This is a genomic window from Luteococcus sp. H101 (assembly GCF_038433155.1).
GTDB lineage: Bacteria > Actinomycetota > Actinomycetes > Propionibacteriales > Propionibacteriaceae > Luteococcus.
Genome location: NZ_JBCDMW010000036.1, coordinates 1 through 13,743, shown reverse-complemented (window position 1 = coordinate 13,743; position 13,743 = coordinate 1). Strand labels below are relative to the sequence as shown.

Here is a 13,743-nt window from a genome sequence, read left to right as displayed (position 1 = left end):
TAGGCGAATGCGTCGTTCGGGCGGGAGCTTCTCGCGGCCCGACGGGCTCAGGAGACCGGATAGCGGGCCTGGGTCGGATCGGCGGCCACCAGGTCGGAGATCCGCTGGGACTCCCGGGTCAGCGTCGCCACGTCCAGGTCACCCTCCAGGAAGGTGTTCCACAGGGCCTGGTGGTCATGGTTGGTGCCGTGCTGCCGGATGAAGCGCCAACTGAACACGTGCTCGCCGGCGGCCTTGACCAGCTCCAGTTGGCGGGCCAGCACCCGTTCCGGGCGGGCCGGGAGGGCGTCGGTGCGGGTGGGGATCACGTGGTTGGCCTCGGCGAAGGCGGTGGCCGCGGCGCGTCCCAGCGCCACCCGGAGCAGGGCCTGGCCGGCTTCCGGGTTCTTTGCCGCACGCGGCACCAGCAGGTCTTCCTCCGGCCCGGCGTGCAGGGCCGTGGCGGGGAGTTTGGCCTGACTGCCCAGCGTCGGATCGGGGACCAGGCTGAGCTCGAAGCCAGCGCCGGGCGCGAGCTGCGCGGGCATCCAGGAGCCGCACGGCACCAGCAGCGCGGTGCGGTCACTGGCCCAGGCCGCCATCGCACTGCGCCAGGACCGCTGGGAACCGCCGGGTTTCACGTAGCCGGCCCGCACGGCGTCGTGCACGGCGGTCAGGGCCTGCTGCACCTCCGGCTGGCTCCAGGCCTTGGCCTCCAGCGAGTCGAGGGCGCGCAGCACGCCCAGGCCCCCCTGCTTGGTGGCCATGGCCAGCGCCATCCGCAGGTAGGCGGTGGCGCCGTCGCGGCCCCAGCAGAAGAGGTACTTGTCCTCGGCCTTGGCCTGCTTGCCCAGCGCCATCACCGACGGCCAGCTGGTGGGCGGCTGCCAGTCCTGTTCGCGGAAGAGTGCTGCGGAGTACCACAGCCCGTGCACCGTGTAGACATAGGGGATGGCCCGGATCTTGCCGGCGGTGGTGCCGGCGGCCAGGGTGCCCGGACGCAGCCGGGTCTGCAGGGCAGCCGTGCCGTCGCCGCTGGCGGGAGCCGCGGCCACCGCCCCCAGGTCGCTCAGGTCGTCCGAGAGCTCCCCCACCCCCAACTCGTCGGAGCCGCCGTTGAGCACCAGGGCGGGGGCCTCCCGCGTGAACCGGCCGCGCAGGGTGGCAGCCAGCTCGCTGGTGGCATTGGTCTGCACCCGCAGGGGGGTGGGCTGCTGGGCGGCCAGCCGGGCCAGCTCGTCCGCCCAGGCGGTGGGGTAGCGGCTGTCGTCGGCCCAGAATTCGACGTCGGCACCGCTGGGCACCCCTTGGGGGCTGCGGCTGGCGGCGCTGGCGCTGGGCTCCGGGCTGGCGCTGGGGGAGGGGCCGGGCGTCGGCGACGGTTCTGGCGAGCAGCCGGCCAGCGCACCGCCCACCGTGGCCAGACCGGCGCAGCGCAGCAGGTCTCGACGGGTCACCATCGCCAGGCAATCCCGAAGTCCCGGCCCAGTTCCGGGTCCTGGATCCGCATGGCAAAGGTGCCCGTGGGCGTGGGGTGCAGGAGGTCGCTCGGCCGGGCCGGGGCCTCGGGGGTGGGGTCCTCCCGGTGCTCCTTGGTAAAGGTCCACGCCTGTTTCGGGTGCGGGCCCAGGAAGTTGAGGGAGAGGTAGACCTCCCGGGTGGGGCGGGTGAAGCGCACCGTCGCGGCCGTCTCCGGATCGTCCTCCCGGACCCAACTGCGGATCGCGAACTCGTGCTCCTCGCCCTGGCGCAGCACCCGGTCGAAGTGGAAGCGGGTCAGCAGGGTGTTGATCCCGTCCTCCTGGTGACGCTGGCGCTGCTGGATCCAGCCGCCCCACAGTGCCTCACTGTCCAGGTCGAAATTGCCCGAGGCATTGCCCAGCTGCAGGCCGTAGCCATTGTTGCCGTCGCTCAGTGAGCGCACATGGCGCACCTGGATCATCTCCTCCGGGGCGCGATGGTCCCGGAAGGTGTAGGCATAGGTGGCCTTGAGGATCTCGTAGTTGCCGGAGAGCTCGAAGGGCGGCTCCCCGTCGGGGCTGTGCACCGCCGCGAACCACGGTTCCAGGGGCGCGACCCAGTCCGGCAGGTGGGTCTGGATGGCGCGCCAGAAGCGGGCCGAGGGATTCTCGCGGCCCACCTCCACATTCGCCAGGGTGGAGCGGGCGATCACCCGGTCCAGGGCATCCACCAAGTCCTGCTGGCGCATTCCGGCAGCCTGCCGCTGACGACGCAGTGCCTGTCCGAAACCCTCCACCGCTCCATCGTGGCACGGTTCGCGTCGACGACGCGGTCAAGCCCCGGGGCGGTTTGCGCAATTCACGGTCCCGATGCGGCCGCGGGCCGGCCCTGCCCGTAGGGTCGGGGATGAGCCTTCCGAGCCGCGGATGGGCTACGATTTTTCGGCTGTCTGCTGTTGTGCCCCTGATTTGGCGTTAATCCAACCCGTCGTCCGTAGATTGTGTGGAGGTGTCGGCCGTGAGCATGATGCAGGCAATCACGCTGCTCTTCCTGGTGATGGACCCGCTGGGCAACATCCCCTTCTTCATGACGTCGTTGAAGAAGGTGGCACCGGAGCGCCGCCAGTGGGTGATTGCCCGCGAGCTGCTGATTGCGCTGGCCATCATGGTCGCCTTCCTCTTTGCCGGCCAGGGGCTGCTGACCCTGCTCCAGGTCTCCAAGGAGGCGCTCACCGCGGCCGGTGGGATCATCCTGATGCTGATTGCGGTGCGGATGGTCTTTCCGACGCCGGAGACCACGCTGGAGGAGGTGAGCCTGGCCCAGGAGCCATTCATCGTGCCGCTGGCCGTCCCGTACACCGCCGGGCCCAGTCTGCTGGCCACCGAGGTGCTGCTGATGAGTCAGGAGCCCAGCCGGTGGATGACCTGGTTGGGCGCCGTGCTGGCCGCCTGGGGGATGTCCTCGGTGATCCTGTTCCTGTCGGGCTATCTGGAGCGCATCCTGGGTGAGCGGGTGCTGCTGGCCCTGGAGCGCCTGATGGGGATGATCCTGGTCTTGATCAGTACCCAGATGATCTTCACCGGCATCCGGGAGTTCTTCGAACTCGGCTGATTCTGGACAACTGCCCAAAAAACTGTCGGGAATCTGAGAAACACCCGCCAGCATGCGTCGGACTAGGGGCGACGGGTGCAGAATGATCGCGGCAGCAGCGCGTCGGTGCAGCTCGGTCTGGGTGGGAATGGGGCCGGGCGGAACGGACGTGGATCAGGGGATGATCCCAACCGGGTAGGTGTCACCCACACCGCAACCCGGACGAGCGCGCACGCCGGAGGTGTCTGCGGATGGCAGCACATCCGGGAGGGCTGCCCAGCCCGGGGAGGGTTGGCCGGTTGGGACGGGAGCCCCTCGGGGGAGCCGGAACCCTCTCGCCACTCAGTGTGGGCCACACTTGAGGCGTGAACACCCGCCCGCCCCAGCCCAGGAGCCGATTCCGCCGTGCCGGCGAGCGGCTGGCCGGCCGTGGTCGGCGCACCTGGGTGGCCGACGCCGCGCGTCGCTCCGACGAGATCGGGCTGGCAACCCACACCCTGGCCCTGGCCGCCCAGCAGGTGATGTGCACGGTCCCGCTGCTGCTGGCCGTCTCGGCCCTGCTGCGTCGCTTCCACGCCGGGGGAGTGGTGGGGCTGGTCTCCGACCTGCTGCAACTGGACGAGCCCAGCCGCCAGGCCCTGATGAGTCTGTTCCTGACCCGAGAACACACCAGCGTGGGCGCGCTGCTGCTGGAACTGGCCTGGGGGACGATCTTCCTGATGGGCCTGGCAGCCACGACGCAGGACATGCTGGAGGCGGTCTGGGGCGTGCAGCAGGATCGGCGCGGCCGGTGGGTGCGGCAGGGCATCTGGGTACTGGCGGCCGTTCCCTGCCTGGCCGTCGCGATGGTCACCGGACGCTACATGCACCGCTGGCTGGGCGGCCCACCCACCTCCTGGTTCTTCGCCGCCCTGGTGGAGGGCCTGGCCGCGTTGGTCTTCTACTGGTGGACGCAACACCTCCTGCTGGGCGGCGCCATCTCCTGGCGGCGGCTGGCCCCCGGCTCGGTCATGAGCGGCTTGGGGATGGCGGGTGCGACGCTGGCGTCGGCCTGGCTGGTGCCGGGTCAGATCGTCGAGCAGGTGGGCTACTACGGGCCGATCGGTGCCGCGGTGGTGCTTTCCCTGTGGTTGATGGGAGTCACGACGGTGGTGGTGCTGGCCGTCCTGGCCGGGGCGGTTCTGGATGAGCGCCGCAGGGCGCGGGAAGGTGTGGTGGCCGATGTCTGAACTCATGCCGGGGGCACGTGCCCGGCTGGCGCAATTCCTGCGGGACAAGGTGGCTGGCCCCGATGCCGCCGAGCGGGCCTGGCAGATCTGGGGTGTCGAGGGGGAGCGGTGGTTCAGCCCGGACGACGTGATCTGGCGGGTCAACCAGGACCCGGCGATGTATGCCGGCGGGGTGTGCGCCCTGTTCCTGCAATCGCTGCATCCGGGGCCCATGGCCGCCGTCGCCCAGCACGACAACTACCAGTCCGACCCGTGGGGCCGGCTGCAACGGATCAGCAACCACATTGCCGTCACCACCTACGCGCCCATCCCGGCGGCCGAGCGGCAGTTCGCCCTGGTACGAGCGGTGCATGAGCACGTCCGGGGCACCGACGAGCGGGGAAATTCCTACTGGGCTGGGGATCCCGAGCTGCTGCGCTGGGTGCACGATGCCGAGACCTGGAGCTTCCTGACCGCCTACCGCCGCTGGGGGCGAGGCACGCTGACCAATACGGAGGCCGACCAGTACGTCGCCCAGGCCGCCCAGGGTGGCGAACGGCTTGGGGCCACCGGCCTGCCCCTGACCGTCGCCGAGCTGGAGGCCCAGCTGGCGGCCTACCGGCCGGACCTGGCCTGCACCCCGGATGCGCTGGAGGTGGTGGACTACCTCACCCACCGGGCGCCGCTGCCGCTGGTGGCCAAACCCGGCTACCGGATGGTGATTGCCGGGGGCAAGGCGCTGTTGCCCGGCTGGGCCCGCCAGATGCTCCAGCTGCCCACCGGCGCCGCGACGGTGCGCCGCCAGGCCCTGTTGGGAGCTGGCGCCACCCGGCTGGTGGGCTGGGCTCTGGTCAACCCCGACGGTGAGCACAACCGCCCGATGAAGGGCAGCTGACCCAGCCACGATCCCCGGGCCTGTGGAGGGGGACCCGGGCATGGTGGCCAGGTTGGAAAAAGAAGTGTGGATGGTACCCACCGACTGCGGTGGGTACCATCCACACAGCACGATCGCCGAGCATTACGATTCCCGAGCCTGTCGAGGCCTCGGGTGCTGTTGCCCGGTCGGTTCGTCGTCGGGCCGGCAGCCTCTGGCGCTGCGTCTCGTCGATGCTCGCTCGCTCGCGTCTCCTCGCGGAATCGCGCTGCCAGGCTCCGGACCCGACGACGTGCCTCCCCGCTTGTCCCACCACGTTCCCCGAGCTTGTCGAGGGGCCGGGGATGCGCTCGTCGGGCTCAGCCCACCTCCACCAGGTCGGCCGAGGGGGTGGCCGGGGCCGGCCTGGTGCCGCGCTCCCGGGAGAGATACAGCGTGGCCAGCCCGATGGCGATGGCGCCCAGCCCGCAGGCCAGGAAGTAGCGGTGCTCGGCCGTCGCGTTGTCCGGGTTGTACCAGCGGCTGAGCACGCCGGCCAGCGACGTGCCCAGTGCCATGGAGAGGAAGTAGAGCGCGGAGAAGCGGGTGCGGAAGGCGGCCGGGGCGTGCGCCGTCGTCGCGGACATCCCCACCGGGCCCACCAGCAGTTCCCCGAGGGTGATGACCAGCACCGCCAGGGCCAGCGCGAGCACCGGCGTCGAGGCGGCGCCCTGGCCGGCGAACGGCAGCAGCACCAGCATCCCGAAGCCGGAGATCACCACGCCCAGGCTCATCTTGGTGGCGGAGCTGGGGCCGCGCGACCCCAGCTTGGCCCACAGCAGCGCCATCGGGAGGCTGAGCAGCAGGATGTAGGCCGGGTTGAAGGACTGCGTCCAGGCGGCGGGCATCTCGAAGGAGCCCAGATGGCGGTCCAGCCGAACGTCGGAATAGACCGCGAACACGCCATAGGTCTGGTTCAGCACTGACCAGAAGGCGCTGGAGGCGACGAACAGCGGGATGAAGGCGATCACGCGACGCCGCTCGTCGTGGCTGACCAGGTGCGAGCCGAGCATCTGGCCGAACAAGCCGACGGCGGCGGCCAGGGTGGCCAGCAACAGCAGGGTGGCCAGGCTGGCCAGGGCCATCCGGCCACTGATCACCAGCGACGCGATTCCGGCGCAGCCCAGCAGCGCCCCGCCGATGGGTGCAACGGCCCGGCTCGGCGGCAGGGGGTTGCCCGGCTGTTGCAGGGCGTTGGCCGCCTGATTGCCCAGCTGCGCCAAGTAGCGACTTCGCAGGGCCCAGTAGTCGACCAGACCGACGATCATCAGTGCGGCCGCGGCCCCGAAGCCCACCGGGAAGCCATAGCGGGCGGAGAGCCAACCGGTCAGCAGCGGGCCGAACAGGGCACCCACATTGATGCCCAGGTAGAACAGCTGGAAGCCCGCGTCACGCCGGGCCTGCTCGCCGTAGGCGTGGCCCAGCACCGTGATGGCGGCCGTCTTCAGGGAGCCGGATCCGATGGCCACCAGACTCAACCCGACGGCCACGCCCCATCCGCCGGGCAGCAGGCTCAGCGCCAGGTGCCCGGCCACCAGGGTGAGCGCCCCGGTGAACAGGGTGCGCTCGGCGCCGAGCAGCCGATCGGCCAGCCAGCCGCCGGCCAGGGTGCACAGGTAGACCGCGGCGCCATAGGCGCCCATCAGGGCGGTGGCCTGCCCGCGATCGATGCCCAGGCCGCCGTCGCTGGCCTGGTGGTACAGGTAATAGGCCATGATCGCCTGCATGCCGTAGAAGCTGAACCGCTCCCACATCTCCACGCCGACGGCGGCGGGCATGGCAAGCGGATGGGACCCGGACTCCCCGTTCGCACTTGAACGGTGTTCAATTGAGCTCATGGGCACATGGTGCCCGAAGCATTGGCGTCGCGGAGGCTTTTCGCGCGTGGTATTGAACACTGTTCAATCGGGCTGGTCGGATGGCCCTGATTGTGACGACGGAAATGAGGGGAGCGGGACATGGGGGCCATGGCCGCAGTGGCGGAGGCGCAGCGTCTGGTGGGGCTGGACCGGGAGCACGTGTGGCACCCGTACAGCCCGTCACCGGCCGGAATGGATCCGCTGCCGATCGCAGCGGCCAATGGGGTGTGGCTGCACACCGTCGACGGCCGGGGCCTGATCGACGCCATGAGCTCCTGGTGGGCCGCCTGTCATGGTCACTCCCACCCGCGGCTGGTGGCGGCCGCCACCCAGCAGATCGGCCGGATGAGTCACGTCATGTTCGGTGGCCTGACCCACGAGCCGGCCGTCGAGCTGGCGCGGGAACTGGTGGCGCTCACCGACGAGCCGCTGACCAGAGTCTTCTTCTCCGACTCCGGCTCGATCAGCGTCGAGGTGGCCATCAAGATGGCTCTGCAGTACCAGCGCGGGCTGGGTCACCCCGAGCGACGTCGGCTGCTGACCTGGCGCTCCGGCTACCACGGCGACACCTTCGCGGCGATGAGCGTCTGTGACCCTGACGGCGGGATGCACTCCCTGTGGGCCGGAACCCTGGCCGAGCAGGTCTTCGCGCCGCCGCCGCCCGTTCGCGGCTCCGACGACAGCACCCGTCGGGCCTACCTGGAGCAGCTGGAATCCCTGGTGGGGCCGCAGATCGCCGGGATCATCATCGAACCCGGGGTGCAGGGCGCCGGCGGAATGCGCTTCCACGACGCCGAACTGGTGGCCGGCGTGCGCCGGATCTGTGACCGCCATGGCCTGGTGATGATTGCCGACGAGATTGCCACCGGCTTCGGCCGCACCGGCGAGCTGTTCGTCACCTCTGCCGCCGGGGTCACGCCAGACATCCTGTGCGTGGGGAAGGCTCTGACTGGGGGCTTCATGACCTTGGCCGCCACCCTGACCACCGATCGAGTGGCCGCGGTGATCGGCACGCCGGCCGGTGGTGGGGCGCTGATGCATGGCCCCACCTTCATGGCCAATCCGCTGGCCTGCGCGGTGGCGCGGGCCTCGCTCCAGCTGGTCAGGGAGGGCGGGTGGCGTCACACCGTGCCGCGGATCGAGACGGAACTCCGGGATGGGCTGCAGCCCCTGGCCGGGCTCGACGGGGTGGCCGACGTCCGGGTGCTGGGGGCGATCGGCGTCGTGGAGCTGGCCGAGGACTGCGCCATGCAGCCGGCCACCGATGCCGCCGTGGCCGAGGGAGTGTGGCTGCGCCCCTTCGGCCGGCTGGTCTACTGCATGCCGCCCTTCACCTGCACCACCGCGGAGGTGGCCCAGATCACCCGGGGTGTCCGGGCCGCCGTCCAGGCCAGCCTGGCCGCTCGACCGGTTCGGTCTGTCAGCGGCGGAGAGAGCGCCCGTCCACCCATCCCAGAAGGAGTTCTTGCATGATCCTCGTCATCACTGGCACCAATACCGACGTCGGCAAGACCATCGCCACCGCGGCGCTGGCCGTCGTGCTGGAGGCGGCGGGCTGGGAGGTGCTGCCGGTCAAGCCGGTGCAGACCGGCGAACCCGACGGTCACGGCGACGCGCCCACCGTGACCCGGCTCACCGGCCTGACCGCGATCGATCGGCACCGCTATCCGGAGCCGCTGGCCCCCAATCTCTCGGCCCGGCGGGCCGGGATGGCGCAACCCGTGCTGGCCGACGTGGTCCGGTGGCTGCGCGGGCTGGACGCCCCGGGGCGGGCGGTGCTGGTGGAGGGCGCCGGTGGGCTGCTGGTGCGGATTGCCGACGACTGGACCCTCGCCGACCTGGCGCGGGAGCTGGGCGCACCGCTGGTGCTGGTCACCTCCACGGGGCTCGGTTCGTTGAACCTGGCGGAGTTGACCGTCGAGGCGGCCCGGCGTCGGGGTCTGGACGTGCTCGGGGTGGTGGGCGGCTCACTGCCGTCGGAGCCGGACCTGGCCACGCGGCTGAACCTCGCCGAGCTGCCCGACATCACGGGGGTTCCGCTGTGGGGTTCGCTGCCCGAGGGTGCCGGTGGCCTGGCTCGCGAAGAGTTTGCCGCGATGGCCCGGGGGTGTCTGTCTCCCGGGATTGCGGCCCCGCCCGCCTGACCCCCGGCCACGCCCGTCGCGCCCGCCACGCCGTGATCGGTCGGGACGGTTGGACCCTGCCCTCCCGTTTCGCCGCTCGGGTTTCGTCTTCCCGCGATGGATCCATCCGACGCGGGAAGACGAAACCCGAGCGGCAACGGCGTTGCCGGTGTCGGTGGCATGCCTCCTTGCCGCGCCAGCCCGAGGGGAGGCGCTGTCGGTTCAGAGGCTGGGCTGTGGCTTGGGCGGGAGGAGCTCCCGCATCGCATCCAGATTGAAGAAGTCGACGATCTGCCACGCGTGCATGTGGCCGACGGCGGGGTCGGCGCCGGCGCTCAGCAGCGCCCGCACCGAGGCCGCATCCTGCACGAACAGCGCACAGGCCAGTGCGGTCTGGCCGCGCTCATTGATCCGGTCGGGGTCGGCTCCGCGGTCCAGTAGCGCCTGGACCAGGGTGGCGTGCTGGTGGTAGGCGGCCAGTGCCAGCAGGCAGTCACCCTTGTGGTCGGTCAGGTTCACCGGGATTCCGGCGTCGATCAGGGGCAGCAGCCGGGCTTCATCGCCGCGGCGGGCCAGGTCAAAGCAGTCGTTGAGCAGGTCGAGCTGCTCGTCGGTCAGGGCGTGGTCGTCGGCCATGGGCCAACGCTACCCGGCCACCCTGGCGCTCCACCCCGGCGGCCTCGGGGGCGTGCGGGTGGAGCGGCGGCCGGTTGGTCAGCCGGCGATCTTGCGGGCCAGGCTGGTGACGCTCTTGGCGAGCGTGGGAGTGCGGCGCAGCGGCTGGACGGGGCTGGTGCGCACCGTGGGGCGCTTGATCTCGCGCGGGCGGACGAGCAGTGCATTGCGGATCTGCGGGTTGTTCAGAGGGGTCACGATTGCGATGGCTGAGCTCCTTGTGGTTCTGGTCAAGGAGCACTCCAGCGGAGCATCCTCGACGCTGGGGTGTTTCGTTGAAGATTCTACACCCCACGAAAAGGGAGGCATTGTGACACACGGCGCCCGTCGTCGCGACCTGAGCATGGAACTGGCTCTGGTGAGGGGCTTCGCCGATCGTGAGGCGCTGGTACGTCCAGTGCTTCTTCAGTTGCCTGGCCCGCCGATCGGAAATCACTGTCCGGCTCGTCAGTGGAATCGCCGTCCGGGGTGCTCGGAGTGGATGGCTGGGTCTGGGTGGAGGAGTATTGAAGCTTCCAATTTTCGTCCCGATGTTTCGCATCGTGGAACGGCTTGGGCTGGCTGGCGTACGCCCGTCGCGAGCGCATTACGACGTCGCCATGATGCCCGTAGTCAGGGCCCTCTTTGTTGGTCAAGAGCGGGTTGGCGCGGGCGATTCATTGAACGCCAAAATTCTCAACTGCAGAGCATGTCCCTGATTCAGGGGACATTTCGTGGATTTGTTCGGCCGCTAACCTCGACCGCAGGCCGACGCGGTCTGGGGCGCAGGTGAGGGACCCTTCGGGGGTGGTCACGGTGGAATTCGGGGGAGTTCGCCCGTGACGTGAGAACCTCACCATGAGCGCCGACGTTCATTGCACACAGGTCGATCGCCGGTCAGGGTAGTCTACGCGGTCGGCCTTCGTGGGCGACTCGGGGGAGTCGCCGAACACCATGCCGCGTCGGTCCTGAACTGCCCCGCGAGGACGGCCCGTATCCGGCTTGCCTGCCGGGAAGTGACGCGGCCCGGGAGACTCTCAGACCTCGAAGTAGCCGTCGCGCTCCGCGTGGCTGAGGGCATCCGGCACGCCATTCACGGTCCGCCCCAGCATCCGGTACTTGCCGGAGACCCGTCGCAGATAGGTGTCGACGGTGGAATCCGAGGCCGGCGGGCTCATCAGGCGGCCCACCGACTTGCGCGGGATCCCTTGGTGCAGCAGCTCCAGCGCCTCGATCTCCCGCGGGGCCAGCCGGGGGGTGAGCGTCGGGTCCTTGATCAACACGTCGGCCAGCTGGCTGCTCACCGCGAACTCGTGCGCGGCGGCACCCTGGATAGTACGGATCAGGCCGTCCAGCGGATCATTCTTCAGTGCCAGGCCCAGGGCGCCGGCGGCCATCGCGCGTCGGATCGGCAGTGGCCGCAACTCGGCGGTGTAGACCACGCTGGGGATGCCCATCGAATCCAGCGTGGCCACCACCTCCGGACCTTTCAGCCCGTCCTTGAGCTGCAGGTCAACCAACGCCACGTCAACGGGTTCCAAGGCGACCAGACGGTACAGGTCCTCTGGCTCGGTGACCGAGTGCACCAGCTTCAGTTCCCCGGAACTGGCCTGTTCGATCGCCTGCAGCCCCGCCAGGACCACCGGGTGGTCATCAAGCGCGGCCAGCCGCAGGGGTCCGTCTTCATTCATGGAAATCCTCGTGGGGTGAAGGGTCTGGGGGCCATTCGGGCGGCCAGGCAACCCAAAAACACCATCATTCTCGCAGGTCTTGGTCAGTTAACCAATACTTGGGACTTGACGAATCCAAAAGTCCATGGTGCGAGGAGCACTCGGGCGGGCGCGGGCGGCTGCGGCATAGGCTGAGGGCGTGGACATGGCAAGGGTGCTGGACCGGCTGTACTCGGGTGACCCATCGCGTTTCGTCGCGACGCGGACCACGCTCGCGCGCCAGGCGCGGGCGGAGGGAGACCGGGAGTTGGCCCGCCAGATCGATGCCCTGCGGCGCCCCACCCGGGCCGCCTGGCTGGTCAACCTGCTGGCCCGCTCCGCCCGCAAGGAGCTGACCGACGTCTTCGAGCTGGGGGCCGTGCTGGCCGCCCTCCACCTGGCCGGCACCCCGCAGGAGATCCAGGCGGTGAACGGACGCCGCCGTCGCCAGATCGCGATGCTGATGGTCAAGGTGCTCTCCCTGGCCATGGCGGAGGGCTATGAACCGTCGAACAAGACCCTGGACGATGTGGAGTTGTGCCTGCAGGCGGGCCTGGCACATCCGCAGGCGGCCGCCGAGATCCTCAAGGGCTGTCTGGTGAAGACCCCGGCCACGGCTGCCGACTTCCCGCTGGAGCTGTTCGAGGCCGCGGCGCTGGGGCTGGCTCCGCAGGAGCTGGGGCGCCCGCAGATTCCGCTTTCTACGGCAGGTCAGCCGGGTGCCGTCGATCCCGGCAGTGAGGCAGGCGACCAGCGCGCCGCCGCGACGACGGCGGGTCGGCTGGCGCCGGTGATCAGTCTGGCCGAGGCGCGTCGACGGCACGCGCCCAGTCCGGCGCCCCCCTTGCCCGTCAGCCCGGAGGAGAGCCCGGAGTCCGAGGTGGAGAGCCTGGCGATGGCGTCGGTGGAGGCCGGCGTGGAGGACGTCGCCGCGACGCTGCGCGCCGAACGGGAGCGGGAAGCGGCCCTGGCCCAGCGTCTCGCGGAGACGGAGCGGGAGGCCGCCGCTGCGGCGGAGGCGGCCACCAGCGTGGGCCGACGGGTGGAGCAACTGGCCGCGGAGTTGGCCGTCGCCCAGGCGGAGCGCGACGCCGCGGCACAGGCCTCGCGGCAGGCGCAGCAGCGCCGGGACACGGCGCGGCAGGAGCACGAGATGGCCCAGCGCCGGGCCCAGCAGACCGAGGCGGAGCTGCACGAGGCGCGCCAGGAGAAGGCATCCCTGGAGGCGGTGCAGGCGATGCTGCTGGGGCGGGAACAGTCCGACTCCTGACCAGGGTTCACCGGATCGGGCCTAGGATCTGCTGATGCCAGATCGTGCGCAGTACGTCCAGTGCGGGCACAGGTCCGCGAAGCACCAACTCATGGGTCCGACACGCGTCGTTGGTCCAACACAGGCTCGCTCGGAACCACATTGGTCAATGCTTGCCTAGGCTGGGGTCAACCGTCTTGACAGGAGTAGTCATGCCCAAGCTCATCCACACCGTCCAGCGCGTCGTCAATGCCCGGCCCGAGGTGGTCTTCGATCTGCTGGTGCACCCGGCCCGGCACTGCGAGTTCGACGGCAGCGACACGGTCCGGACCGCAGTCACCGGCCCGGAGCGGCTGGCGCTGGGCGACGACTTCGGGATGGGCATGTCCAACAAGGTCAACTACACCTCCAGCAACCGGGTGGTGGAGTTCGAGGAGGGCCGACGGATCGCCTGGCAGACCGGCCTCTTCCGCGGTGACAAGCGGATCTTCGGCGGCCAGATCTGGCGTTATGAGCTGGAGGGCCGGGGCGACGGCAGCACCCTGGTCAAGGAGACCTTCGACCTCACCCATGCCCGGCCCGCCGCTCTGCTGAGCCGGTTTGTGGCGCCGGCCACCGAGAGCAACATGCGCAAGACCCTGGCCCGGCTGGCCTCACTCTTCGAGCGCTGAGCTCCGGGTTGGACTGGGGGCCAGGGCGCGGGATGCGGTCCTGGTGTTGCTGGCTGGGTTCACTGCGCAGCCGTTGTTGCTCGGTGCAGCTGCTAGAACGGCTGCCCCGACAATCAAGTGCTGCGCAGTGGGCTCCCAGGGTTGGTTCCCGGGGGGGCACTGGGCTACCCGGGGCAGTGGGGCTCCCAGGGTGGGTTCCCGGGGGGTGTCCCTATGTTCCTCGTCAAGCGGCGAGGGGCATGAGTGGGGGTTCCGGTGCCGGGGCGGGTGCCCGGTAGGGCTCCCGGTTCTTGAGCATGGCGAACAGGACATCACAGCGGCGGCGGG

The 13,743-nt window shown here is 70.1% G+C and carries 13 protein-coding genes; 7 read left to right on the top strand and 6 right to left on the bottom strand.

The genetic code is table 11. From position 1 onward, the window contains the following. Nucleotides 1–47 precede the first annotated feature (47 nt). The gene (locus tag AAEX60_RS14610) at nt 48–1,436 is read right to left on the bottom strand and encodes an extracellular solute-binding protein (RefSeq protein ID WP_342104361.1); all 1,389 of its coding nucleotides are present in this window, start codon (nt 1,434–1,436) and stop codon (nt 48–50) included. Then, the gene (locus tag AAEX60_RS14605; RefSeq protein ID WP_342104359.1) at nt 1,433–2,236 is read right to left on the bottom strand and encodes a helix-turn-helix transcriptional regulator; all 804 of its coding nucleotides are present in this window, start codon (nt 2,234–2,236) and stop codon (nt 1,433–1,435) included. Before AAEX60_RS14605 ends, AAEX60_RS14610 begins: the two co-directional genes overlap by 4 nt. A gap of 227 nt (nt 2,237–2,463) precedes the next feature. Here AAEX60_RS14605 and AAEX60_RS14600 point away from each other — a divergent pair, with 227 nt between their 5' ends. The 3 genes from AAEX60_RS14600 to AAEX60_RS14590 all read left to right on the top strand — a co-directional run bounded on the left by AAEX60_RS14600 (nt 2,464) and on the right by AAEX60_RS14590 (nt 5,133). Further along, entirely contained in the window at nt 2,464–3,051 is a 588-nt protein-coding gene (locus AAEX60_RS14600) for a MarC family protein (protein WP_342104471.1), read from the top strand. 344 nt (nt 3,052–3,395) lie between these two features. Beyond that, nucleotides 3,396–4,259, top strand: coding sequence for a hypothetical protein (locus AAEX60_RS14595; protein ID WP_342104357.1), 864 nt, complete (start codon nt 3,396–3,398; stop codon nt 4,257–4,259). Then, nucleotides 4,252–5,133, top strand: coding sequence for an oxygenase MpaB family protein (locus AAEX60_RS14590; protein WP_342104355.1), 882 nt, complete (start codon nt 4,252–4,254; stop codon nt 5,131–5,133). Before AAEX60_RS14595 ends, AAEX60_RS14590 begins: the two co-directional genes overlap by 8 nt. Nucleotides 5,134–5,471: 338 nt before the next feature. Here the strand turns inward: AAEX60_RS14590 and AAEX60_RS14585 are convergent, their stop codons facing one another. After that, the gene (locus AAEX60_RS14585; RefSeq protein WP_342104354.1) at nt 5,472–6,989 is read right to left on the bottom strand and encodes a peptide MFS transporter; all 1,518 of its coding nucleotides are present in this window, start codon (nt 6,987–6,989) and stop codon (nt 5,472–5,474) included. A 120-nt stretch (nt 6,990–7,109) separates the two neighbouring features. Here AAEX60_RS14585 and AAEX60_RS14580 point away from each other — a divergent pair, with 120 nt between their 5' ends. Then, nucleotides 7,110–8,483 (top strand): adenosylmethionine--8-amino-7-oxononanoate transaminase, encoded by a 1,374-nt coding sequence (locus AAEX60_RS14580; protein ID WP_342104353.1) that lies wholly within the window; start codon nt 7,110–7,112, stop codon nt 8,481–8,483. Further along, nucleotides 8,480–9,154, top strand: coding sequence for a dethiobiotin synthase (bioD, locus tag AAEX60_RS14575; protein WP_342104351.1), 675 nt, complete (start codon nt 8,480–8,482; stop codon nt 9,152–9,154). Before AAEX60_RS14580 ends, bioD begins: the two co-directional genes overlap by 4 nt. Nucleotides 9,155–9,355: 201 nt before the next feature. On the opposite strand, the gene AAEX60_RS14570 is transcribed toward bioD, so the two are convergent. The 3 genes from AAEX60_RS14570 to AAEX60_RS14560 all read right to left on the bottom strand — a co-directional run bounded on the left by AAEX60_RS14570 (nt 9,356) and on the right by AAEX60_RS14560 (nt 11,478). Next, the gene (locus AAEX60_RS14570; protein WP_342104349.1) at nt 9,356–9,769 is read right to left on the bottom strand and encodes an ankyrin repeat domain-containing protein; all 414 of its coding nucleotides are present in this window, start codon (nt 9,767–9,769) and stop codon (nt 9,356–9,358) included. A 78-nt stretch (nt 9,770–9,847) separates the two neighbouring features. Further along, on the bottom strand, nt 9,848–10,006 hold the full coding sequence (locus tag AAEX60_RS14565) for a hypothetical protein (RefSeq protein ID WP_342104347.1): 159 nt from the start codon (nt 10,004–10,006) through the stop codon (nt 9,848–9,850). A gap of 818 nt (nt 10,007–10,824) precedes the next feature. Next, on the bottom strand, nt 10,825–11,478 hold the full coding sequence (locus AAEX60_RS14560; protein ID WP_342104345.1) for a response regulator: 654 nt from the start codon (nt 11,476–11,478) through the stop codon (nt 10,825–10,827). A gap of 178 nt (nt 11,479–11,656) precedes the next feature. On the opposite strand from AAEX60_RS14560, the gene AAEX60_RS14555 reads away from it, so the two are divergent. Together AAEX60_RS14555 and AAEX60_RS14550 are read left to right on the top strand one after the other, a co-directional pair. Beyond that, nucleotides 11,657–12,766, top strand: a complete 1,110-nt coding sequence (locus AAEX60_RS14555; protein WP_342104343.1) for a hypothetical protein — start codon at nt 11,657–11,659, stop codon at nt 12,764–12,766. A gap of 191 nt (nt 12,767–12,957) precedes the next feature. Continuing rightward, entirely contained in the window at nt 12,958–13,416 is a 459-nt protein-coding gene (locus AAEX60_RS14550; protein ID WP_342104341.1) for an SRPBCC family protein, read from the top strand. The last annotated feature ends 327 nt before the right edge of the window (nt 13,417–13,743 follow it).

What these genes read in the sequence shown, in the direction of transcription:
- AAEX60_RS14600 (WP_342104471.1), top strand. Translation starts at nt 2,464, where the DNA reads ATGATGCAGGCAATCACGCTGCTCTTCCTGGTGATGGACCCGCTGGGC.
- AAEX60_RS14590 (WP_342104355.1), top strand. Translation starts at nt 4,252, where the DNA reads ATGTCTGAACTCATGCCGGGGGCACGTGCCCGGCTGGCGCAATTCCTG.
- AAEX60_RS14585 (WP_342104354.1), bottom strand. Translation starts at nt 6,989, where the DNA reads ATGAGCTCAATTGAACACCGTTCAAGTGCGAACGGGGAGTCCGGGTCC.
- AAEX60_RS14580 (WP_342104353.1), top strand. Translation starts at nt 7,110, where the DNA reads ATGGGGGCCATGGCCGCAGTGGCGGAGGCGCAGCGTCTGGTGGGGCTG.
- bioD (WP_342104351.1), top strand. Translation starts at nt 8,480, where the DNA reads ATGATCCTCGTCATCACTGGCACCAATACCGACGTCGGCAAGACCATC.
- AAEX60_RS14570 (WP_342104349.1), bottom strand. Translation starts at nt 9,769, where the DNA reads ATGGCCGACGACCACGCCCTGACCGACGAGCAGCTCGACCTGCTCAAC.
- AAEX60_RS14560 (WP_342104345.1), bottom strand. Translation starts at nt 11,478, where the DNA reads ATGAATGAAGACGGACCCCTGCGGCTGGCCGCGCTTGATGACCACCCG.
- AAEX60_RS14550 (WP_342104341.1), top strand. Translation starts at nt 12,958, where the DNA reads ATGCCCAAGCTCATCCACACCGTCCAGCGCGTCGTCAATGCCCGGCCC.